This window comes from Bythopirellula superficialaquae, from assembly GCF_059632245.1.
Window position 1 is genome coordinate 1,743,441 of the sequence record NZ_CP197426.1, and the last position, 21,636, is coordinate 1,765,076.

At 55.7% G+C, this 21,636-nt stretch carries 20 protein-coding genes; 11 read left to right on the forward strand and 9 right to left on the reverse strand.

What is annotated here, in order from left to right:
* Positions 1 to 94 precede the first annotated feature (94 nt).
* From SH678x_RS07165 to SH678x_RS07180, 4 genes are read right to left on the reverse strand one after another with little or no spacing between them, the layout of a single operon-like run.
* A complete protein-coding gene (locus SH678x_RS07165) occupies positions 95 to 2,050 on the reverse strand; it encodes a cytochrome b N-terminal domain-containing protein (protein ID WP_496922206.1) in 1,956 nt (651 codons plus the stop codon).
* Positions 2,047 to 2,613, reverse strand: a complete 567-nt coding sequence (locus SH678x_RS07170) for a QcrA and Rieske domain-containing protein (RefSeq protein ID WP_496922207.1) — start codon at positions 2,611 to 2,613, stop codon at positions 2,047 to 2,049. The genes SH678x_RS07165 and SH678x_RS07170 overlap by 4 nt, the downstream gene beginning before the upstream one ends.
* Before the next feature lie 30 nt (positions 2,614 to 2,643).
* The gene (locus tag SH678x_RS07175; protein ID WP_496922208.1) at positions 2,644 to 3,624 is read right to left on the reverse strand and encodes a DHH family phosphoesterase; all 981 of its coding nucleotides are present in this window, start codon (positions 3,622 to 3,624) and stop codon (positions 2,644 to 2,646) included.
* A complete protein-coding gene (locus tag SH678x_RS07180; RefSeq protein ID WP_496922209.1) occupies positions 3,621 to 4,565 on the reverse strand; it encodes a bifunctional riboflavin kinase/FAD synthetase in 945 nt (314 codons plus the stop codon). Before SH678x_RS07180 ends, SH678x_RS07175 begins: the two co-directional genes overlap by 4 nt.
* Before the next feature lie 229 nt (positions 4,566 to 4,794).
* Here SH678x_RS07180 and SH678x_RS07185 point away from each other — a divergent pair, with 229 nt between their 5' ends.
* Positions 4,795 to 6,381 (forward strand): Ppx/GppA phosphatase family protein, encoded by a 1,587-nt coding sequence (locus tag SH678x_RS07185; protein WP_496922210.1) that lies wholly within the window; start codon positions 4,795 to 4,797, stop codon positions 6,379 to 6,381.
* A gap of 55 nt (positions 6,382 to 6,436) precedes the next feature.
* Here the strand turns inward: SH678x_RS07185 and SH678x_RS07190 are convergent, their stop codons facing one another.
* The 3 genes from SH678x_RS07190 to SH678x_RS07200 form a co-directional block, all read right to left on the reverse strand.
* The gene (locus SH678x_RS07190) at positions 6,437 to 7,297 is read right to left on the reverse strand and encodes an NAD(P)H-hydrate dehydratase (RefSeq protein WP_496922211.1); all 861 of its coding nucleotides are present in this window, start codon (positions 7,295 to 7,297) and stop codon (positions 6,437 to 6,439) included.
* A 42-nt stretch (positions 7,298 to 7,339) separates the two neighbouring features.
* Entirely contained in the window at positions 7,340 to 8,095 is a 756-nt protein-coding gene (larB, locus tag SH678x_RS07195; RefSeq protein WP_496922212.1) for a nickel pincer cofactor biosynthesis protein LarB, read from the reverse strand.
* Positions 8,096 to 8,182: 87 nt separating this feature from the next.
* Positions 8,183 to 9,766, reverse strand: a complete 1,584-nt coding sequence (locus SH678x_RS07200) for a sigma-54 interaction domain-containing protein (protein WP_496922213.1) — start codon at positions 9,764 to 9,766, stop codon at positions 8,183 to 8,185.
* A gap of 233 nt (positions 9,767 to 9,999) precedes the next feature.
* On the opposite strand from SH678x_RS07200, the gene SH678x_RS07205 reads away from it, so the two are divergent.
* The 9 genes from SH678x_RS07205 (at position 10,000) to SH678x_RS07245 (ending at position 17,905) form a co-directional block, all read left to right on the forward strand.
* Entirely contained in the window at positions 10,000 to 11,115 is a 1,116-nt protein-coding gene (locus SH678x_RS07205) for a sulfate ABC transporter substrate-binding protein (protein WP_496922214.1), read from the forward strand.
* A 45-nt stretch (positions 11,116 to 11,160) separates the two neighbouring features.
* The gene (gene cysT / locus SH678x_RS07210; protein ID WP_496922215.1) at positions 11,161 to 12,000 is read left to right on the forward strand and encodes a sulfate ABC transporter permease subunit CysT; all 840 of its coding nucleotides are present in this window, start codon (positions 11,161 to 11,163) and stop codon (positions 11,998 to 12,000) included.
* The gene (gene cysW / locus SH678x_RS07215; RefSeq protein WP_496922216.1) at positions 12,001 to 12,888 is read left to right on the forward strand and encodes a sulfate ABC transporter permease subunit CysW; all 888 of its coding nucleotides are present in this window, start codon (positions 12,001 to 12,003) and stop codon (positions 12,886 to 12,888) included.
* Positions 12,889 to 12,910: 22 nt separating this feature from the next.
* On the forward strand, positions 12,911 to 13,984 hold the full coding sequence (locus SH678x_RS07220) for a sulfate/molybdate ABC transporter ATP-binding protein (RefSeq protein ID WP_496922217.1): 1,074 nt from the start codon (positions 12,911 to 12,913) through the stop codon (positions 13,982 to 13,984).
* Positions 13,985 to 14,027: 43 nt separating this feature from the next.
* Positions 14,028 to 14,264 (forward strand): YezD family protein, encoded by a 237-nt coding sequence (locus SH678x_RS07225; protein WP_496922218.1) that lies wholly within the window; start codon positions 14,028 to 14,030, stop codon positions 14,262 to 14,264.
* A gap of 335 nt (positions 14,265 to 14,599) precedes the next feature.
* The gene (locus tag SH678x_RS07230) at positions 14,600 to 15,418 is read left to right on the forward strand and encodes a BON domain-containing protein (protein ID WP_496922219.1); all 819 of its coding nucleotides are present in this window, start codon (positions 14,600 to 14,602) and stop codon (positions 15,416 to 15,418) included.
* Positions 15,419 to 15,470: 52 nt separating this feature from the next.
* Complete coding sequence (locus SH678x_RS07235) at positions 15,471 to 16,469, forward strand: DUF1559 family PulG-like putative transporter (protein ID WP_496922220.1); 999 nt, start codon at positions 15,471 to 15,473, stop codon at positions 16,467 to 16,469.
* Between the two features lie 264 nt (positions 16,470 to 16,733).
* Entirely contained in the window at positions 16,734 to 17,156 is a 423-nt protein-coding gene (locus SH678x_RS07240) for a DUF2752 domain-containing protein (protein WP_496922221.1), read from the forward strand.
* Between the two features lie 80 nt (positions 17,157 to 17,236).
* On the forward strand, positions 17,237 to 17,905 hold the full coding sequence (locus SH678x_RS07245; protein ID WP_496922222.1) for a hypothetical protein: 669 nt from the start codon (positions 17,237 to 17,239) through the stop codon (positions 17,903 to 17,905).
* Positions 17,906 to 17,908: 3 nt separating this feature from the next.
* On the opposite strand, the gene SH678x_RS07250 is transcribed toward SH678x_RS07245, so the two are convergent.
* Positions 17,909 to 19,849, reverse strand: coding sequence for a vWA domain-containing protein (locus SH678x_RS07250; RefSeq protein ID WP_496922223.1), 1,941 nt, complete (start codon positions 19,847 to 19,849; stop codon positions 17,909 to 17,911).
* A gap of 168 nt (positions 19,850 to 20,017) precedes the next feature.
* On the opposite strand from SH678x_RS07250, the gene SH678x_RS07255 reads away from it, so the two are divergent.
* Positions 20,018 to 20,956 (forward strand): alpha/beta hydrolase, encoded by a 939-nt coding sequence (locus SH678x_RS07255; RefSeq protein ID WP_496922224.1) that lies wholly within the window; start codon positions 20,018 to 20,020, stop codon positions 20,954 to 20,956.
* Between the two features lie 2 nt (positions 20,957 to 20,958).
* On the opposite strand, the gene SH678x_RS07260 is transcribed toward SH678x_RS07255, so the two are convergent.
* Positions 20,959 to 21,576 carry a LysM peptidoglycan-binding domain-containing protein gene (locus SH678x_RS07260; protein WP_496922225.1) on the reverse strand — a complete coding sequence of 206 codons (618 nt, stop codon included), beginning with the start codon at positions 21,574 to 21,576 and terminating at the stop codon, positions 20,959 to 20,961.
* Between the last annotated feature and the right edge of the window lie 60 nt (positions 21,577 to 21,636).

Below are 21,636 nucleotides of genomic sequence, written 5' to 3' on the forward strand. Positions count from 1 at the left end.
GGCCGATATTTCGAGACTTTCGTCATTATGATCGACCAATGAAGCTGGCAAGCTGTAGCGATTTTAGAAAGTTTGCCGGCAAGCGTTGCTAGCATTACTTCTCGACAGTTGATGGCTCACCAGCATCAGTCACCATCCAATCACCGCGCAGCCAGTCGACAATCAACCCGATCGTGTGCTCATCGAGTTGATTGAGCTGCGGATTGTCGTGCGGGGCGAACGCCGGCATGCGGTCGTTGCGCGTCCCGTAGAAACGCTCGGCCGCGGGGTTCTTGATAAAGTCGATCATCCACTGCCGCGACATGTAACCCGTGAGATCGGGGGCCATCCCCAATTCGCCCGTATCATGGAATTTGTGGCAGTCGACGCAACTCATACCGTTGGGAACGATTTCCGCGAGACCACCCGTCATCAACTCTTTGCCACGGGCAATTGTTTCATGTGTCTTTTCTGCAGCGAGCGCAGAACGATTCCGCGGAATGTCAGCTTCGTTCGTGAGTGCATCGACAATCGCCTGCACGGCATTATCGACGGCTTCACGGTTCTCAGCCTCAACATCCTCGCCAAAGGCGTCACGCACGAATGTAACCATGTCGCCCTCGGCAAAGGGCGAGCCTTCGTAACCCAAGTGATCAGCGTCAGCAACTTTTTCAGGGTTTAGAATCGCGAGATTCCACTCGCGGCTACCAACCCCAGCGAGATTCGGCGCAGTAGGCTTGGGGGTGATGATCTTCATCCCACTAGCCATTCCCAGCAATTCATCGTCCGCTGAATTTGGCTCGTGCGTGTGACAACTCGCGCAATATTGCACGAACAACTTTGGCCCTTGGAGATACGGATCATTCTGCATCAGCGACAGCGCACCCGTCGGTGGAATTCGCTCAGCCGATTGGGCTAACTTGATGATTCGCTCGGCATCGCGGGCCGCTTGTTCTTTAGCGGTGATGAAGGCTCGAGAGGCATCGTAGTGCGTGGCATTGTCTTCGGTGCGTTCATGCCACTGGGCGTAAAAGTCGTCGTTGACCGCCTGAGCCGTGAGCAAGGCAATTCCACCCAACACGACCACCAGCAGGCCAACATTAAACTTATGCCCCGCTCGGCTGCGGCCAATCCACGGCATCAAAAACATGAGCGTGACAAAGATGCCGGGGATCACAAAAGCTCCCCACACTTCCAGATCGCCCGGGAACCACTTTAAGAATTGGAACAAAAACAAAAAGTACCATTCAGGCCGCGCGGCATTGTAGGGGCTCGATGGATCGGCCGGGGCGGTGAGATCCGCACCTCCTCCATACACGGCAAACACCAAGACAACGACCAGCACCCCGAGCGCCGCCACGCAATCTTTGAGCAACTGGTCGGGCCAAAACGCCGCGTCAGGACCCTTGAGCGGTTCCTTTGCATGCAGGCCGTGTTTGCGGAACAACATCAGATGGGGCACCAGCAACACGACGAGCAGACCAGGCAGCACCCCAGCGTGAAGCGCTAGAAATCGCGTAAGCGTTAAATGCCCGTAGTCGCTCCCACCGATGGCGAGCTTGCGAATATCCGGCCCCGCGAGCGGTGCTTGACTCGCGAGATTCGTCCCCACGCTCGTGGCCCAATAGCCTTTTTGATCCCAAGGCAACAGATAGCCCGTGAGTGCCAACCCAAACACGACCAGCATCAAAACCATGCCGATGACGAAGTTCAATTCGCGAGGTGCGCGGTAGGCACCATCCCACACCACTTGGGCGAAGTGCAAACCCAAGAGCATCACCATCGCGTGGGCCATGTAATGGTGAATACCCCGCAGCAGCCAGCCCCCTGGCATTTCGTATTGAATGTAGAACACGCTTTCCCAAGCGGTCTGCGTACTCGGGCTATAAGCCATCCACAGGAACGTGCCAGTGATGAGCTGCGTGAGAAACGCCACAACGAGCGTGCTTCCCCACACATACCGCCAACGTGCCCCGCCGGGGACTCGTTCATACAGCGCTTCGTGAACTAACGAGCGCACTCCGGCGCGATCATCCAGCCAATCGACGACTTTTCCAATCGTGCCGCTCATGTCGTAGGGACCGCTTCCTTGAGACCCGTTTGAAAATCAATGTACTCGACCCAGATTTCGTGAACCTTTTCCCCGTCACCCGCCGTGACGTCGACCAATGTCACCGGCAAGTGATCCATCCCCCGCGGTGCGACCTCAGCATCGCCGTTCACGCGAGTGCCATTAAGATTGAACGCACTCGTGTGGCAAGGGCAGCGAAACTTATCATCGCCCGGCGTGTAACCAATGAAGCAACCCGCGTGGGGGCATTTGGCCGTGAAAGCTGTGGGCTTTTCTTCGCCTGGTTGGCGAATCAAATAAATCGAGCCAATCCGCTGATCGGGATAACGATTCCAAGCATCGATGCGGTTGGCGATCACGGGGAACGCCCGCGGCACGCCGTCGTCGGGAACTTGACTCAACAACGCCACGCGAACCTTGGGACTGCCGCTTTTCTTGAACAACGGCGACAGAAAGGTCACCACACCTGCCAAGAGTGGCGTTACGACCGCAATCGTCCCGGCCACGATCGTCGTGATCGCCGCCACAAAGGTCCGCCGTGTTTTCGGTGATTTCTGATCCATGGCCGCTCGCGGCTTAGCGCTCTATATGTGTTACTTAAACTCTTCCAACAAAACCTCGGTGACCGCCGCCTGCGCTTCCGCCAGGCTTCCTTCAAACGCAATCCCTGCCGCAGCTCGATGTCCCCCGCCTCCGAAGCGTTCCGCCACGGCGCGCACATCGAAATCATTGCGGCTTCGCAGACTCACCTTCGTGATCTTTTTGAGCTCGACAAACAACACGGCGACTTGGCTCCCGGCGACTGTCAGTAGCGAATTGATGACATCTTCGGTGTCAGCGGTTTCCGCGCCGGTTTCTTCAAAGTCTTTAAGCGTGACGTGGGTGACCATTAACCGGCCACCGGCGAGCGATTCGATGTTCCCCAGAATTCTTGCCCGCAGCATCAGCCGGGCCAGCGTGTGCTGCTCGTAAAGTGCTGCGAACACGGCGGGAGGATTCGCCCCCGCGGCCACCAATTTCGCCAGCGCGAGAAAAGTTTGCTCGGTGACCGACGAAAAGCGGAACCAACCCGTGTCCGTGGCGATAGCGGTGAACAGGATCTGCCCAAGCGTCGGGGTCAACGTCACACCCATCGCTTCCGCAAATTCGAGAATCAACCGGCCCGTGGCTTCCGCGGTGGCGTCTTTGAACACCACCGCCTGCATGTCGTCCTGGCTGACGTGATGGTCGATCACCACCCGCACGCCGCTGAAGGTTTTCACCACATCGCCCATGGGCCCGAGTTGCACCCACGCGCTCGTGTCGAGCACCATCAGGACTTCAATCTCTTTCAGGTCCGCCGCGGTAACACCTTGGCCCAAAGTTTCGACACGCATATCAGGATCAAAGAATCGCAAATGATTGGGCACTTCGTCGCCGTTGACGATTCGTACCTGCTTGCCCAACGTTTCCAAAATTTCCGCCATCGCCAGCTCACTGCCGAGGGCATCGCAATCCGCACGGCAATGCGACGTCAGCAAAAACGTCTCGTGATCCGCGATGATCTGCTTAAGAGGTTGCCAATCAATCGTCATTTCAGCTCCACGGCAATGCCCTGCGTCGCGATTTCGCGCGTGAGCTTAATGTCTTGTTGCAATTGATTCACCAATGCCTCGGGACCAGCGAACATGGTCACGTCGCGCAACCGCGCGAGGAATTCCACTTCGAGCGGTTGGCCATACAAACTGTCGTGATAATCGAGCAAATGAATTTCCACTTTCAGGGCGGACTCGCCAAAGGTTGGATTCGGTCCCAGGTTGATCGCCGCGGGGTAGAGGATCGACTGCACGATCGCTCGCCCGGCATAAACGCCCGGCTTGGGAAGCAGTGTATCAATTCCTTCCAAATTTGCGGTGGGGAATCCGATGGAACCGCCCCGCCCTGCCCCGTGTGTCACCATACCTCGAATTCGGTACGGTGCCGAGAGCAACTGCCCAGCCGTCGACACGTTGCCGTCGGCAATCAGCGTACGAATCCTTGAGCTGGAAACCAATTCGCCACCCAAAGCCACGGGCGGCACAACGTCGAGTGTGATCCCCGCCTCTTGCGTGAGTTTGGCCAAAAGTTCGACGTTCCCCTCGCGGTTGTGGCCGAAATAAAAATTAGGTCCTTCGACCATGGCCCGCGCATCGAGCGCGCCGAGCACGATTTTGTCAAAAAAATCTTTGGCCGAGAGTTCCAGCAGTTCCTGATCAGTGTGATACGCCACGACCATATATACGCCGTGCGCGGCCAGCAGTTCCGCTTTGCGCTCGGTCCAAGTCAGCGGCGGCGGGCTTTGATCGGGACGCAACAATCGCACGGGGTGCGGATCGAACGTAAACACAATCGCGGGGCCGCCGACTTCACGTGCTTTTTCCAAGAGACGGCGAACAATTTCGAGATGACCCCGATGCACGCCGTCGAAATTGCCAATCGCTACCGCGCCTCGGCGGGCAGAGTCAGGCAACTGCTTGAGATCGCGGATGATTGGCACGAATGACTCTCACAAAAGGACGTCACAGCAAGATTCGATTATTCTGCCCCGCCAATCATTGGTCAACGATGATCCTCCGAAACCAAGAATTCATCGAATAACTACTCTACTTCATCGTGATCGCATGTTATTCTTGTGGAAGAGACCAAGGAAGCTGACAGGTCTGCGGTGGGGTCGACTGCGACACTGCCTTTGCAACGCGATTGGCAAATAACGGATGCCCCCAGCGATGCCTGAACAACAAAATTATCTGACTCCCGATCTGGTCCCCCGACTGGCCGCCATCGACGTCGGTAGCAACAGTATTCGTTTGGTGGTCGCCGAAGCCCAGTCTGATGGCCGTTACCGCGTGCTCGACGACGAACGCGAATCAACCCGGCTCGGCCGTTCCTTGGCGTCGACCGGCAAGCTCGACGAGGGTTCGATTGCCGATTCGCTCGCCGCGCTGCGCCGCTTTAAGTCGATTGCTAACGGACTCGGCATTGAAAATTTGCGGGCCATCGGCACCTGCGCCGTGCGTGAAGCCAGCAATGGTCCTGAATTTTGCCAAATGGTCAAAGACCAATTGGGCATCGATATCGGAATTATTAGTTCCCAGCAGGAAGCGCGTCTTGCTTTTCACAGCGTGAAACGCCGTTTCGATCTCGCGGGGAAAAACACGCTGCTCGTAGACATCGGCGGTGGCAGCACCGAGATCGTGCTCGCCACGGGAGAAATCATCGAAGCGATCTACGCCACGCAGCTCGGTGCCGTGCGCCTCAACGAGAAATTCGGTGGGGGCCAGTCGTTGGCGGGCGACGACTACGAACGTATGGAACGCTGGATCAACCGCGAGTTGAACAAAACAACCGAGAAGCCCGAAGCGCCGTTGCATTTGTTGATCGGTTCGGGAGGAACTTTTACCAGCCTCGCCAGTATTATTATGTCGGCCAAGGGCCAATCCCGTTTGCCGGTGGCTGGCTGCCGCGTGACTCGCGCTGAATTACGTCATCTGATCGACCGTTTGCGCAAGATGCCGCTCAAGTTGCGTCGTGAAGTGCCGGGACTCAATCCCGACCGTGCCGACATTATCGTGCCTGGACTCGCGGTGATCGATTGCATTATGCGCCGTTTCAAAGTGAATGTCTTGCAGGTGCATGCCTTTGGCGTGCGCGATGGTCTTTTACTGACGATGATTGAAGAATTGCAAGGCTCGGATCGCACTGATTTACCCGCCGATGACGTGGCACAAATGGAACGCTTCGCCACGGCCTGTGGCGTGGAACTTGGGCATGCGCGCCAAGTCGCGAAACTTTCCGGCGAAATCTACGCTGGTTTGTGCGAATACTTCGCCATGGACAAGGAAGACATTCGTCTCCTCGAAGCCGCCGGACGTATGCAGGATGTTGGCTATTTGATCGACTACGAAAGCCATCACAAGCACTCGTATCATTTGATTCTGCACAGCCATATCGAAGGGTTTCGCCCTGAAGAGTTGGAATTGATCGCCAACGTCGCCCGTTATCATCGCGGGTCCGAACCCAAAAAGAAGCACGACAATTTCCGCCGCTTGAATGCGGAAGATCAATTGCGAGTGTTGCGCATGGCAGCCGTGTTGCGGCTCGCGGGTGGACTCGACCGTAGCCACAATCAAACAGTCGAGAAGGTTGAAGTTCGCATGAACAACGATCTCTTGGAACTTGTGGTCTTCGCCGACGAATATCCGGAAACCGATCTCTGGGCCGCGCGCCGTCGCACGGGAATGTTCGAAAAGGTGTTCGACACAGAACTATCAATCGATTGGATCGGCCACATCCCCGCCCCCCAACCGGTCTAAATAGCAACACCGTCCTGCTGTTGTGAAATGGTCACGCTGCCGTGTACTCCTAACTTCACACGCGCTGAAACGCCAACGGCAGATAATCAACAATATCACTCGCGATCAGCGAAACTTCCCCCAGTTCCTCGGCCGCCAAATCGCCCGCTAGGCCGTGAACATGAACGCCTAAGCGTGCTGCATCCCACGGTGTCATCCCTTGCCCTAACAGCGCCGTGATGATACCAGTGAGCGAATCGCCACTGCCGCCGGTGGCCATGCCGGGATTGCCCGTTTGATTCAACGAGACTCGTTCTCCGTCGGTCACAATTGTGTGATCACCTTTAAGAACGACGATTCTATCTTGACTCGCCAGTGTGGCCGCTTGTTCGGCGCGTTCGTTTAGGTCATCTGCACACATTTCGCCGCTGAGTCTTTGAAATTCCCCCGGATGCGGCGTGAGAATCCGTGGCCCCGCGTTCAGCGCCAAGCCTTCTTTCCACTCCGACATGGCATTGAGAGCGTCGGCATCCACAACCATCGGCAGCGAAAGTTTTTGATAAAGAGCATGCACCAATCGCTGCGTGCTCGCGGCGGTGCTCATCCCGGGGCCCAGCGCCAAGCAAGTTTGATTGGCAGCCAGCTCAAAGATTTCGGCCAGCGATTCTTGCTGGAGATAATCACAAGCAGCTTCCCCCAAACCGACGGTCATCAGCGAAGGCTCAAACCCCGCCACGGTCTCTTGCACCACACGCGGCACAACGACGGTCACGAGCCCCGCACCGCTCCGCAGCGTAGCCATACCGGCAAGCGCCGGAGCTCCAGCCTTGCCCCGCGAACCGCCAATAATCATCGCCCGGCCATAAGTCCCCTTATGACCTTCCGGATCACGGGATGCAAGTTTCGGCAGTTGTTCGTGAGTCACATCCGTCAACATTTACTACTCCAGCCGCTCGCGGCTTAGCGCTCCTGTATCCACTCACTCCGCCTGTCGTCTCGTCGCCACCAACCCCGCCAAATATCCCGCCTTAAACCCCGCATCAATATTCACGACAGCCACATTACTCGCGCAGCTATTGAGCATCGCCAACAACGCAGCAAGTCCGCCCAGATTGGCCCCATATCCCACGCTCGTCGGCACCGCGAACACAGGGCACGGCACGTAGCCCCCCACCACGCTCGGGAGCGCGCCTTCCATTCCCGCCACGACCACAATCGCATCGGCGTCAGCGAACTCACCGAGCCTCGCGGGCAATCGATGCGGTCCCGCAACTCCCACGTCGTGAACCATCGTCAAGTGGACTCCCATCCACGCCAATGTTTCTCGCGCTTCTTCAGCCACCGGCAGATCGCTTGTCCCCGCACTTATGACGGCGACATGGCCAACGGGTGCATCGCGCTTTTGAAAATCGACGCGCAAAGTTCGCGCCACGGAGTTGTAAGTGGCTTCCGGCAATTGCTGACATATCGCGTCAGACTTCTCAGCATCGATCCGCGTGGCGAGCACATGTTGCCCATGATCGAGCAGCCGCCTCGCAATGCTGACAATCGCTTCCGGCGTTTTGCCGAGGCCGAAGATCACTTCGGGAAAGCCGCAACGCCGTTGGCGATCCAGGTCAACGGTCGCGGCATCGGTCTGTGCAGTCACGAGCGCGGCAGCACGCAAGAATTCCTCGGCCGAAATTTCCGAGGCCGCAAGCTTCCCGGCAAGCGTCACTAACTGATGAGAGTCCATTCCATCAGTCTAGCCCTTAGGCTTCACTTGCGGGAGCCCGTCAGCCGGCAGCGTCCCGCTGCCGAAGGCGAAACTTTTAGAGAAGACTTACTCCGCTTCGCGAAACTCTTCCCAACGCACGCCCAGTTTGCGCATCCGAGCTCGCAAAGTATGAGGATTGATCCCCAAGATTTTCGCAGCGCCCCGTTTCCCTTCCACGCGGCCTCGCGTTGCCGCGAGCGCTCGTTCGATATGCGATTTCATCGCCGTATCCAAACTCGCCAGTGCGATCGAAGGCGACGAAACCTCCTCCATAACCGAGTGACCATTCGATTCGTGCAGAGGTGGAACGCTCATCACGGGACCTCCTGGGCCTAGTGCCGCGGCAATTTCTAAACTTTTACCATTACCCAAAATTGCCGCACGATCAATGACCGCCCCTAACTCGCGAATGTTGCCCGGCCAGGGATAGTTAACGAGCAAATTGAGGTCGGCGGTCGAAGGTTCGACATAGGTCAAACCGAAACGATTCGCAGCTCGGTGGGCAAAATGTCGGGCAAGTGCGGGGATATCTTCCGTGCGATCACGCAGCGGCGGCAACAAGATTGGGAACACATTGATGCGATACCAAAGATCCTCGCGAAACGAAGAAGCCTTAACCATCGTCGCCAGATCGCGATGCGTCGCAGCAACAATTCGCACGTCAACATGAATTGTTTCTTGTCCGCCGACGCGTTCCACTTGATGATCTTGCAGCACGCGGAGCAGTCGCACCTGCGCGGGCAATGGCAGCTCGCCAATTTCATCAAGGAATAACGTCCCACCATCGGCACGTTCAAACCAACCTTGCCGTAGGTCTCCGGCCCCGGTGAAACTTCCCTTCTCATGACCAAACAAATGTGAGTCGATTAACTCCGCGGGAATCGCACCGCAGTTCACGCGAATGAACGGTCCCGAAGCACGCGGCGAGCCGTTATGAATCGCCCGTGCGGCCACTTCTTTGCCGGTTCCGGTGTCGCCCAAGATCAGCACCGGCACATCAGAGTTGGCCACCAGCGCGACCCGTTCCATCACGTGCCGCAAACCCGTGTCGGCACCGACGACCGCGTCACTCATCTCTTGTCGGCCAAGCCGATTGAGCAGTGTGCGTCGATCGGCCTCGGCCGCTTCGCGGAGCGCACGGAGTTCATGCAGTCGGCGATCGTTCTCCAGCGCAACCGCAAAGGGTTCCAACAATTGTTTGAGCATCCGCGCGTGGGCGGCCAGAAATTTCTCACCTTCGCGCGCCGTAAGGACAATTCCACCGCCGGCACTTTCAGTTCCCGCGAGTGGCCCAGCGAGCAAGTCATTGCCGTTCAAAACGGGCGCGAGCAAACTGAACTCGGTGGCATTCTTTCCAGAACGGCTATGAAGAATCGTCCCTGAATTCGACCACGCGACCAGTCGCCGCCACTGAGCCGTCGTGCAATGAATTGACGGTGCAAGCTGAGTGGCTTCCGGCGCCGTGCCCACGGTTTCCACGCTCTTGGAGGTCGCATCAAAGCGCAGCACGCTGAGCGAGGCCAGCGGCAAATGCTCCGCCAGCATCTCGGCTAGTGTGAGTGTGGATTCACGGATTTCAATGTGCCGGCACGCCTCGCGCCAGATGTCGAGGAGTAAGTCTGGAAAGTCGGTCATAAATTTGGAAGGCATGATACTATTAAATTTAACAGACATCTAGCAAATATCAATGAATATAATCCGTGTTATATGCTAGTTCCTGGGCTCCAAGGCCAAGTTTTCTGTTCACCAGCACCGTTTTCCTCGGTGTTCATGGCTATTTATGCAAACGGCACGCCACGTGCTTTTCCCTGCAACAGCCCACAAGGGTTCATCCGATTTGCTCGCGCAGGATGCCTGAAGCCTCTTACCAACAGAATTCTGTCATGAAAACAACTCACTACGCTTTCGGCTCATTGTCTGTCCTGATTTTGGCCCTCGCCGTTGGTTGCAGCTCTTCGGCCAACTCCAGTTCTGCTTCCGCGGAAAAGAAGGAAGGCAAGGAAATCAAGCTGCTCAATGTTTCCTACGATCCAACTCGTGAGTTTTATAACGAATTCAATGGATCCTTCGCCAAGTATTGGAATCTCAAAACCGGCGATAACGTCATCATCGAACAATCCCACGGTGGTTCGGGCAAGCAAGCTCGCGCCGTGATCGACGGCCTCGAAGCCGACGTCGTGACGTTGGCTTTGGCGTACGATATCGACGCGATCGTCGATAATGCCAAGCTGCTTGATGCTGATTGGCAAAAGAAATTTCCCCAGAACAGTTCTCCGTATACCTCGACCATTGTTTTCTTGGTGCGGAAGGGCAATCCCAAGGAGATCAAGGACTGGAGCGATCTAGTCAAGGACGGCGTGGAGGTCATAACTCCCAACCCCAAGACCAGTGGCGGCGCTCGTTGGAGCTATCTTGCCGCATGGGGATACGCACTCAAGAAAGAGCTTGGCGATTTTAGCAAGATCACGGACGAATCGGCCAAAGATGCCGTTGCAGCTGCCCAAGTGAAGGCCAAGGAGTATATCACCGAACTCTTCAAGCACGTCCCCGTGCTCGATTCCGGCGCTCGTGCCTCAACCAACACGTTCGTGCAAAGCGGTATCGGCGACGTACTTCTGGCCTGGGAAAACGAAGCTTTTCTAGCCGTCGAGGAAGCCAAGCAAGGGGGCAAGGAAGAGCTCGAAATCGTTGTCCCTTCGCTGAGCATCTTGGCCGAGCCTCCCGTAGCGGTGGTTGATTCGGTCGCCAAAAAGCATGGCACGACCGAAGTGGCCGAAGCCTATCTCGAGCATTTATACTCGCCACAAGGCCAGCAATTAGCCGCGAAGCACTACTATCGTCCTTCGATCGAAAAAGCGATCACTCCCGAACAGCGTGAGCAGTTTGTCGATGTCGAATTGTTCTCGATCGACGACGTGTTCGGCAATTGGCGTAAAGCTCAGAAAGAGCATTTCGACGACGGCGGCGTATTCGATCAGATTTATCAGCCAGGTCAGTGAATAAGATTTCACGATTCATAACAGGGATCAGTTAGGACCGTTATCATGGCTTTTAAATTCAAATCACATAGCGTGTTGCCGGGCTTTGGGCTCACGCTCGGCTATACGATCACGTACCTCAGCCTGATCGTGTTGATTCCGCTCGCGGCCTTGTTTCTCAAGTCGGCTTCGCTCCCCTGGGAGCGTTTCTGGCAGGCCGTGACAGATCCTCGCGTGATGGCTTCGTATCGCTTGACCTTCGGGGCGTCGTTCGTTGCCGCGTTGATTAATGCCCTGCTGGGATTCGTGGTGGCTTGGACTTTGGTTCGCTACCGCTTTCCCGGTCGGAAGTTTATCGACGCCATCGTTGATCTCCCCTTTGCCTTGCCGACGGCCGTGTCGGGTATCGCCCTCACGGCGATCTTCACCCGCAATGGCTGGTTGGGTCAGTATCTTGAGCCTCTGGGCATCAAAGTCGCCTTTACACCGCTGGGCATCACCATCGCCTTAATATTCATCGGCTTACCTTTTGTCGTGCGGACTTTGCAGCCCGCGCTCGAAGAGTTGGATGGCGAACTGGAAGAAGCCGCCGCGAGCTTGGGTGCTTCGCGCTGGACGACGTTCCATCGTGTGTTGGTTCCCACAGTGATGCCGGCTTTGATGACCGGCTTTGCTTTGGCATTTGCCCGGGCGGTCGGTGAGTATGGATCGGTCGTTTTCATCTCCGGCAACATGCCGATGCGCACGGAAATCACCTCGCTGCTGATCATCACCAAACTCGAGCAATACGACTTCGCGGGGGCAAGTGCCCTGGCCGTCGTCATGCTGTTGGCTTCGTTCACAATTTTGCTGGCCATCAATGTCATTCAGTGGCACTACAGCAGACGCATTCGGGGGGCGGCATAAATGAGTACCGCAACCAATGCAACCTTAGGGGGCAAGGCCCGTCACCAGATTCGCGATCCGCGCTGGGTGCAGGTGCTGCTGATCGCGGTGTCGATGAGCTTTGTCGGCGTGCTGCTGCTGTTCCCACTGATGGTGGTGTTCATCGAAGCCTTTCGCGACGGTTGGAGCGGCTACATCGCCAGCTTCAAAGACCCCGCCGCGTGGCAAGCGATCAAACTCACCCTGATTGCCGCTGGAATTTCCGTGCCGTTGAATTTGGTTTTTGGATTAATCTCTGCCTGGGCGATCACCAAGTTTGATTTCCCTGGCAAGAGCTTGTTGATCTCGCTGATTGATTTGCCGTTTGCGATCTCTCCAGTGATTTCGGGTTTGATCTATGTCCTCATGTTCGGCTTGCAAGGCTGGCTGGGGCCGTGGCTCAAGGAGCACGACATTCAAATCATTTTCGCGGTTCCCGGCATTGTGCTGGCCACGATTTTTGTGACGTTCCCCTTCGTTGCTCGCGAACTGATCCCGCTCATGCAGGAGCAAGGCAACGAAGAAGAGCAAGCCGCCCTCTCGTTGGGCGCCAATGGCTGGCAAACATTTCGCCGCGTGACGCTCCCCAACATCAAGTGGGCTTTGCTTTACGGAGTGATTTTGTGCAACGCCCGGGCAATGGGCGAGTTCGGCGCGGTGGCGGTCGTTTCGGGCAGCATTCGAGGCCGGACTAACACTTTGCCGCTGCACGTCGAGATTCTTTACAACGAATACAACGCGGTCGCGGCGTTCACGATGGCCTCGCTCCTCGCCTTGCTAGGCCTCGTGACGCTCGCCGCTAAGACTTACCTAGAATGGCGAGTCAAACAACAACTCCGACAGACGCTTGTCGGTCCCTTTGAAACTTGAGCCGCCAACGGCAGAGAAAACCATGAGTATTGAAGTCAAACATGTCAGTAAGACATTCGGCAATTACAAAGCGCTCGATAACGTCAATCTCAAAGTCAACGACGGCGAACTCGTTGCGCTTTTGGGTCCATCGGGTTCGGGCAAAACGACGTTACTCCGCATCATCGCCGGGCTGGAAACGCCCGACAACGAGCAGGCCACGGTTATGTTCCATGGCGAGGACGTCGCCAGTCAGCGCGTCGGTGAGCGGCACGTGGGGTTTGTATTCCAACACTACGCATTGTTCAAGCACATGTCGGTGTTTGAAAACATTGCGTTTGGTTTGCGGGTTCGCCCGCGAGCCCAGCGTCCTGCGAAAGAAAAAATTACCCAGAAGGTCAACGAACTGCTGAAACTGATTCAGCTGGAGAACTTTGGCAACCGTTATCCGGCCCAGCTTTCTGGCGGGCAACGACAGCGGGTCGCCTTGGCCAGAGCGCTCGCCATCGAACCGCGGGTCCTGTTGCTCGACGAACCGTTCGGTGCGCTCGACGCCAAGGTGCGGCAAGGTTTGCGGAATTGGTTGCGAAAACTGCACAGCGAGATTCACGTGACGACGATCCTGGTCACCCACGATCAAGAAGAAGCCCTCGAAGTGGCTGACCGGGTCGTGGTGATGAATCAGGCCAGGATCGAGCAGGTGGGATCTCCGGCCGAAGTGTTCCATCATCCCGCCACGGAGTTTGTGATGGACTTCCTTGGTCAGGTTAACGTGTTTCGCGGCCGGATTGAAGGAGGGCACGCCGTGGTGAGCGGCATGCAAATCGAAGCCCCTGCCCTCGTGGCTGGCAAAAGCGGTGCCGCCAATGTGTACGTCCGCCCGCATGAATTGAACATCGAACGCGAGCTCAACGGCAGCCCCGCGCTGACGGCCACCGTCACGCGGATCAATCCGGCGGGTTCGTTAGCCAAAGTGGCCTTGGCCACGAGCGAAGGCAGCCACATCCAAGTCGATTTGCCGTTTGACCGATTCAAGGAATTGCAATTGTTGACGGGCGAGCAAGTGTATGTTTCTCCCAAGCAAGTCCGTGTTTTTGCACCAGAATACGAAATTTGACGACGTAACTCCGTAGTTGCGTCTTTAACGGAGGACCTTTCTTATGAATGCCCACGAAACCAGAACCAATGGGGTCACACCTTTCCAGGCTCGTGATAACGATTGGCAACAAATTCAAGATGCCTTGCGCGGGTTGCGCTATGGTTCGGTGAACATCATTGTCCAAGACGGTGTCATCGTCCAAGTCGACCGCACCGAGAAGCGCCGCCTGCGTCAGACCGGTGGCGGACAGACGACGAACAATCACGCCGCGCCGACGAACCAACAGCGGGCGTGTTAAAGCCGCAAAATTCTTCTGCCTGATGCCGACTCGCAACAGCGAGAGGCTTCTCGAATAACTACCGCAACCGACTCAAAACAGAGGTTGCCATCTCAGACGACATTCCGAACGGCCAGCCTATTAAGTTTGGCCACGACTTGAGGAATCTCGCTTCCACCTTCGCCCGCTCTTAATGCGTGACGATGTTGCCAGCCAGATCCCTCGGCGAGCAAGCCTCCCTCGGGAAGACAATTAAAAACGAAAGGAATCAATCATGATCTGTTGCTGTTGTTGCATCGCCTTTGCTTGAAACTCATACCAAAAACATACACCAAAAATTAAGCGGAGTTCCCAAAATGTCAGAAAACACTATTACAGATCGGAGCGGCGACGCCGATTTGCTCACTCGCGTGGGCATCGCCCTCACCTTGCGATTGCGGCACACGTTGCACGCGGTTCATATTCATGTGGAAAACGGAACCGTCACGTTGCGAGGCATGGTTCCCACGTTCTACGATCGCCAACTCGCGATTGAAGTCACTCGACGGGTCGCGGGCGTACGTCGCGTTCTCGATGAGATTGCCGTCACGGGAAGCGACGAGACAACCGGCAAGCGTGCTCATGTGACCCGCAACACGGCAGCCACGAACGCGGTGCGCGGGGCCGGAACAGAATCCGCCCGACGTTCGGCGGCTGCCGCGGTCTCGCATCGGCCTCAAGCAGTTCAAGGTTGGAAGTCATTGTTCACCAACGCCGCCACGGTGCTGCGGGGCTTTTTCTTGGCCGTGGCCGTGATGTCCTTCGTGGGTTGCGGTGAGGCTCCCCTGGAAAAGGTTCCCGTCTTCCCCGCCAAAGGATCCATCACCTATCAGGGTAAACCGATCCCCGGGGCGATGATCACGTTGCATCCTGTCACGCCTGTTGAAAATGTCCCAACGCCTCGTGCTAACGTCGCAAAAGATGGCACCTTCAGCGTCAAAACCTATGGCACCGAAGAAGGGGCTCCCGAAGGCGACTACAAGCTCACCGTGCTCTGGTACAAGCCGATTTACAACGGGCCAGATTTTACCTCAGGTCCGAATGTGATCCCACAAAAGTTCACAAAGCCTGAAACGACCGACATCCAAGTCAAAATCGCCTCGGGTCAGAACGACCTACCTGCCATCAAGCTGTAGCGATCATTTAAACAATCAAAATCGAGACCATATTTTTTTAAAGGGAATAATCATGTCACGCAAACACAACGCTTTTACATTGGTGGAGCTGCTGGTGGTGATCGCCATCATCGGTGTCCTGGTAGCTCTGTTGTTGCCCGCCATTCAAGCCGCCCGTGAAGCCGCTCGTCGCACGCAGTGCGTCAATAACTTGAAGCAAATCGGCTTGGTCGTTCAGAACTACCATGATGCCAAGAAAGTGGTCCCCGTCAGTGCCCGGCCCGTTGGCTTGACCACGGCCCCCCGTATTGCCGCGATCACGCACATGCTCCCCTATTTTGAACAGGCCCAGTTGCGTCAACAGTTTGATTTGACATTAAACTGGGGACATGCCAAGAATCGTGACGTTGTCAACACGCCAATTGCGACGCTGCAATGCCCTTCCGATCCTGAGCCAGCCAGCCGATTGGATGGTATTCCAGAAAATTCTCCTTGGGTGAATGAAGTCAGTTCGCCAACGGCTTACTCACCCACCGTGTGGGTCGACAAACGATTGGCCGATGCCAATCTTGTGGACAAAACCAATGTCGATGGCAATGGAAACGCACTCGATATGCCAGGCATCATGGAATACAACAACGTCAAAGTGAACTTCAAGAGTGTGAGCGACGGCCTTTCCAATACGATTCTGTTCGCGGAGTCTGCTGGTCGTCCCGCTCGTTACTTCAAAGGAACTGCGAATCCCGACTTGACCGCGTCGCGCGTCAATTCCGGGGGTTGGTGCCGCCCAGCTTCGGACCTGCTAATTCAAGGCTGGGACGTTGTGAATGACAAAGCAATCGGCACCAGTGCAGTGAATGCCACCAACGGCGAGGATATTGTCACCGCAGGTTACCCCCATCCGTACTTGAGTACTTACGGCACGGGAGCACCTTATGCGTTCCATCCCGGCGTGAACAATCATGTATTCGGCGATGGATCGGTCCGCCCCATCAACGAAGACATCGACATCCGTGATTACGCTCGATTGGTGACTCGCGATGGTGCCGAAGTCGTCAGTGCGCAACTCTAGTTAGCCGGCAGCGTCACGCTGCCGTATAAATTGGAATTTCCGATAACGCCCAGGGATGGCCATCCCTGGGCGTTGCCGTTTTGATCCAAGATTGTGCTCGGAAATGTCCACTTTCTATTCATTCTGCTAGCGTCCACGTAGTCGCTGGCAACAGGCAACACTATGAAAAATGGCTAGAATCGAGACAAGCTGGCTCGGTGCTCAATCCACCTTGAGCGGTCGGCCTCGTTTTACTATCGTTCCGCTGCAACTCGTGGCATCGGCATGGCTCACGCACGTATATCCACTGCTATTCGACTAATCTTGGGTAGCGTTGGAATAATTGTGTTGCTCTTGCTGCAAACTGCGAGAAGTTTGACACCCGATCCACGAGGTTTTGGCACGCACGAACAACTGGGGCTCGCACCCTGCAGCTTTTATCGCTGGACAGGACGAGAATGCCCAACGTGCGGCGCGACCACCGCGTGGGCTTGGCTACTGCGGGGCGACTGGGCTGCGGCGCTGCAAACCAACTTGGCTGGCACGCTGCTATGTGTTGTTGCCGTGTTGAGCGTGCCGTGGCTGGTGGTGTCGGCGAGCCTTGGGCGATGGTGGATTGTGAAACCGACGGCCAACGCCTTGGTGCTTGTTGGCAGCGGATTGGTAGTGATTGCGGTGCTCGATTGGGCACAGCGAGTTTGGTTTTAAGATTGTGGCAGCCAGGATGGCTCGTCAAAAAATATAGACTTGCCTGCGTGGCAAAATCTCATCTGGAAAAGGATTGAAAGATGGCACGTCCTCTCTTAGCACAAAGCCGTTGGCTCGCGTTGGGTTTAACATTGCTTATGCTGGGATCGTCGGCGGGCTGCATCCATACCCTACTCGCCACGGGGGTTTACCTTTGGCAGGGTGGCAACGTAGTTTCCGCTCAATGCGAAAAGCTCGAAGGCGAACGTGTGGTTGTCGTTTGTCGGCCTCCCTCGACGAATGAGTATCGCCATGCGGGGGCCGCGCGCAGCATCGGCAAGCGCGTAAGCGCCTTGCTTAAGGAGAATATGAAGAAAGTTGACGTCGTCAGCCCCAGTGAAGTTGACAACTGGATTGACGAACAAGATTGGGAAAATTTTAAAGACTTGGGACGGTCTGTCGAAGCGACGCGGGTGGTTTACATCGAACTTGATAGTTTCGATTTATATAAAGGCACGACACTCTATCAAGGTGATGCGGACGTGCGAGTTACGGTCTATGACATGACAACTCGCGATGGCGAAGAAATCTGGACCCGGAACGTGGGCCAGATCTTGTTCCCACGCAATGCCGGCATCCCCTCTGCGGACAAGTCAGTCCAGGAATTTCAAAATCAATTTGTTGAAGTTGTGTCGGTCCAAGCAGCCAGTTTGTTCTACAAGCACGATCCGAATGCTCACTTCGCACTCGATGCCGTCGCGAATCGCTAAGACTTAAAGGGGTGGCGGATCGCGTCGCGGTGGCGGCGTGGGACGTTGTGGTTCGGGACGCGGCGGCCGTGGCTGATTGTTGTTATCCGGTTGAGTGAGCACCGGGATAATGGTGTAGCCTTCTGTCCACTGCCATCCCAAAGGGGTCTGGAGCTCACGTTGAGCCAACATCGCCCAGGGCGTGCCGGGATGTTCGCTCACGACGTGTTTCAGCAATTCCTCGGCATGTTGGCCGAGTGATTCTAGCGTACTGTTAGCCAAACTACGGTCGCCCTTCAGTTGCCAGGTATTGTTTGCATCCTTTTCAAAACTCATGCCTTGTTTGGCTTTGGCGAGCATGACGTTATAGCCATCGGTTCTGACCTTGGCCGCGAGCGCACGGCCCAATGCGAGGTCGAAACCCGCCTGCCAACGTGGACTGCGCAATTTGTTACGATCGGTTTCGCCATCAAGTAAAATCTTACATAAACGATCCAGTTGCGGTTGGTGAATCGCCGCGGCGCGTTGGGCTCGTGACAATTCCTCCGCAAGGCTGGCATCATCCCGGCGAGGAAACTCGGTGTCGAAATCCTCCATCTGTGAAGTCCACGAAAGCTGGGCCGCTTCAACCAGCGCAGCTTGTGCGCGATTACTGCTAATCTGCCGACGGTATTCTCGCTCGGAGAAGTAGTCGGGCTGGTACTTCTTCATCGCCTCGGGCTCAAAAAACGCCGCTAAATGCGCGGTCAGATTATCCGTTTCAAAACCGCTCACGTGTCGCCCCACAATACGGTTGGGATGCACCGCGAAGTACAGTCCGCCTGTCTCAAAGCAAAGCTTTGTGAGTCCATAGGGCCCAAAGCCCGAATCGATCAACTCGTCATACTTTCCCGAGCCGGCGAAATGTAACTTCAAAACCTCAGGCATCAGCGTTTCGGGCCCCAAACTCACGGGGACCCATTGCGGGCGTTGATCGTAGTTGGGGTCGGGATCAATCCATTTGACATAGGCTGTTTCCCGACCGAACGGCGCGGGACGGCCGACCACGTAAACGGGAATCGCGAGCTTTTGACAGAGCCTGATCGTCGTTTCATGCTCCGCAACATCGTCGCCTGATTCGTCAGTGAACACAACGATCATCACGTGGCGCAAGTTCTTTTGATTCAGCCGGTAGGTGCGAAACTTGTTCGCAACGTCGGCAATCGATTGAAAAACGTATTCATAGCGAGAATTGGAATCGCCAATTGATTCAACAGCCGCTTCAATCTCATCAATCTGATCGGTCGGCTTTTGAGTATAGAGTTGAATCGATTCGCCAAAACCGGCAACAGCCGTGAGCAGCGGTTTGTCTTCATGCTTAGAGAACACCGGATTGTCGGCCGCTTCAATCACGCCCAATTCGTCGTAGACGCGTCGAAATCTGCGCAGAATGCTTGCTCGTTCCCCCTTGAGACTTCCTGATTCGTCGAACAACCACACCACCAACGTTGGCTGTTGCTCGATGGAAGTCAGTATTTCCTGCGTGATACGGTCAATCGCACCAAGGGCTCCCGTGGTGCCGACGCTGCCGGATCCTTGGACCGAAAGTCGTTCAGACAACTCGGGACCACGAAAGGTGGGCGTCGACACATCAACGGTAAAACGTTCCCCAAAATCGCTGGCAGGTTCGTGCTCGAACAGCACGAGCGACGATTCGTCGAGCTCCATAGCCGCGGCAAGTGCGGAATCGGAGCCATGTTGGCTCAGAGCTCCGATCTCCTCGGGTGTCACGTCCGCAGCGACAAATTCCTCCGCCAGAAAATTTTCTTCGGGAAGCGAGATGTCTTCCAACGCCAAGGAGAGCTCTTCGAGCTTGTCAGGCACAACGATCGTCGTTAGACCGAGCGCGATAGTTAACAGCAGATGAACGGCCACGCTGGAGAACCAGGCGGCTGAATCGGCGGATCGGTGTAATAAGAATTTCATAGAGGACCCGCGATTTGGCCCAATCTGTCTATCACACAATTTTGGACGAGAAGAGCAAAGTCGGCAAGTTACCACGGATATTATAACCCCGGCTGTCGTCCATAGTGTCGAAGGCTGTTGGTGAGTAAAATAGAGTACGTCTCGAAATTTTGACTTTGTGAGGATGGCATGAATTCGCAGTATCCACGTTTCGCGATCTTTTGCTTGATTTGTCTGCTTGCAAGCGATCTTTTTGCTCAAACCCCCCCTCGGAGTGCTCGCCCAGCCGCTCCCGAAAACGTTACTTTCACAACCAAAGATAATGTCCGTCTTAGAGGGACTTACTATCGCAGCACGGCGGGCCGCGATGCCGTGCCGATTGTCATGCTGCACGACTCCAAAGAAAGCCGCACGATTTTCAACAACCTAGCTTTAGCCCTGCAATCGCCCAGTGATCCGCGGATTCAATCCCATGCTGTATTGACAGTCGACCTACGCGGTCATGGCGAGAGTACCGTGGCCGTGAATCCTACCTCGGGCCAATCGGTGGAATTGGATGCCGCCAAGCTCAAGCCCGGCGATTACGAAGACATGGTGCGTTTCGACATGGAAGCCGTGCGGCGGTTTCTAGTCGAGCGCAATGATCTTCAGGAATTGAATCTCAACAAACTGTGCCTGCTCGGCACGGGGATGGGGGCCAACGTCGCCTTGATTTGGTCCGCCGTCGACTGGGACGCTCCGCCCCTTGCGCAGCGTAAACAAGGACAAGACGTTAAAGCCTTGATATTGGCTTCACCGAGTTGGAAGCAGAAAGGCCTGCCATTGGTGGCAGCGCTGAAGCATCCGGACGTGCCCAGGCTTTTGTCAATTATGTTGGTCTATGGCAGCCAGGACGCCAAAGCCAAACAAAGCGCCGAGACGGTCTACAAGAACCTAGAGCGCTTCCATCCAGAACCGCCCATCGACCAAATTCAAACCATGAAGGATCTTTTTGAATATCCGCTGCCAACAAAGTTGCAAGGAAGCAAGTTGCTTGTCGATCCGCAATTCAAAATGATTGCGAACATCGATAACTTCATAAAAGCCCGGTTGGTCGATCAGCCATTTGAGTGGATCCAACGCAAATAGCGTCAGTCGATGATCCGCTCGGGATTGGCCGGGATGCGAAGTTCCACGCCAATCGGCAACAGGTGGGGATTGCTAAGCTGGTCGCGATTGAGATCGAAGATTTCCAGTGCCCGGCCTGCGTCATGGAGATAGCGCTCTGCCATTTTTTCTAAGGTATCACCGTTTGAAACGACATGGATCAACTCCGTCGGCCAGGGAGTTGATGCACTTTGGGTGGCTGCGCCCACCGTATTGTAGGCGGGTTTTGTGGTCTTCTCGTCGATCGACTCGGGCGTTGGCGTGACCGAGGAGGTTACGGGACTTTCTTGATTTGCGATCGCGGGATGATTGGCTAAGTCAAAACTTTCTAATCCCGCTACAGGTCCAGGCACACCAGACAAATCACCGGTGCTGGCCATTTGGGCCATGACTTGCCCATTGGCACTAGGAAGCTGACTGGAGATTGCCGGCGCTGATTGTGCAATGGGATCGCCGTTGCTAGCCCGCAAAATGGTTGCTGGCGTTTCTGAAGGCGCGTTGGAATAATCCAACTCGTCGGGCGATTTGCGAAATGGCCAAGCCAGCACAAATCCCACCGCGAGGATGCACCCTGCCGTCACCAATTTTCGTTTGCGAGTCACGGCCCAAATCCGAGAACGATGTGAAATTGATCACTCATCGTTCAAAATCGGATAGCCGAA

What these genes read in the sequence shown, in the direction of transcription:
- SH678x_RS07220 (WP_496922217.1), top strand. Translation starts at nt 12,911, where the DNA reads ATGAGTATTGAAGTCAAACATGTCAGTAAGACATTCGGCAATTACAAA.
- SH678x_RS07190 (WP_496922211.1), bottom strand. Translation starts at nt 7,297, where the DNA reads ATGTTGACGGATGTGACTCACGAACAACTGCCGAAACTTGCATCCCGT.
- SH678x_RS07245 (WP_496922222.1), top strand. Translation starts at nt 17,237, where the DNA reads ATGGCACGTCCTCTCTTAGCACAAAGCCGTTGGCTCGCGTTGGGTTTA.
- SH678x_RS07175 (WP_496922208.1), bottom strand. Translation starts at nt 3,624, where the DNA reads ATGACGATTGATTGGCAACCTCTTAAGCAGATCATCGCGGATCACGAG.
- SH678x_RS07185 (WP_496922210.1), top strand. Translation starts at nt 4,795, where the DNA reads ATGCCTGAACAACAAAATTATCTGACTCCCGATCTGGTCCCCCGACTG.
- cysW (WP_496922216.1), top strand. Translation starts at nt 12,001, where the DNA reads ATGAGTACCGCAACCAATGCAACCTTAGGGGGCAAGGCCCGTCACCAG.
- SH678x_RS07225 (WP_496922218.1), top strand. Translation starts at nt 14,028, where the DNA reads ATGAATGCCCACGAAACCAGAACCAATGGGGTCACACCTTTCCAGGCT.
- larB (WP_496922212.1), bottom strand. Translation starts at nt 8,095, where the DNA reads ATGGACTCTCATCAGTTAGTGACGCTTGCCGGGAAGCTTGCGGCCTCG.
- SH678x_RS07230 (WP_496922219.1), top strand. Translation starts at nt 14,600, where the DNA reads ATGTCAGAAAACACTATTACAGATCGGAGCGGCGACGCCGATTTGCTC.
- SH678x_RS07255 (WP_496922224.1), top strand. Translation starts at nt 20,018, where the DNA reads ATGAATTCGCAGTATCCACGTTTCGCGATCTTTTGCTTGATTTGTCTG.
- SH678x_RS07250 (WP_496922223.1), bottom strand. Translation starts at nt 19,849, where the DNA reads ATGAAATTCTTATTACACCGATCCGCCGATTCAGCCGCCTGGTTCTCC.
- SH678x_RS07170 (WP_496922207.1), bottom strand. Translation starts at nt 2,613, where the DNA reads ATGGATCAGAAATCACCGAAAACACGGCGGACCTTTGTGGCGGCGATC.
- SH678x_RS07240 (WP_496922221.1), top strand. Translation starts at nt 16,734, where the DNA reads ATGGCTCACGCACGTATATCCACTGCTATTCGACTAATCTTGGGTAGC.
- SH678x_RS07200 (WP_496922213.1), bottom strand. Translation starts at nt 9,766, where the DNA reads ATGCCTTCCAAATTTATGACCGACTTTCCAGACTTACTCCTCGACATC.
- SH678x_RS07165 (WP_496922206.1), bottom strand. Translation starts at nt 2,050, where the DNA reads ATGAGCGGCACGATTGGAAAAGTCGTCGATTGGCTGGATGATCGCGCC.
- SH678x_RS07235 (WP_496922220.1), top strand. Translation starts at nt 15,471, where the DNA reads ATGTCACGCAAACACAACGCTTTTACATTGGTGGAGCTGCTGGTGGTG.
- cysT (WP_496922215.1), top strand. Translation starts at nt 11,161, where the DNA reads ATGGCTTTTAAATTCAAATCACATAGCGTGTTGCCGGGCTTTGGGCTC.
- SH678x_RS07205 (WP_496922214.1), top strand. Translation starts at nt 10,000, where the DNA reads ATGAAAACAACTCACTACGCTTTCGGCTCATTGTCTGTCCTGATTTTG.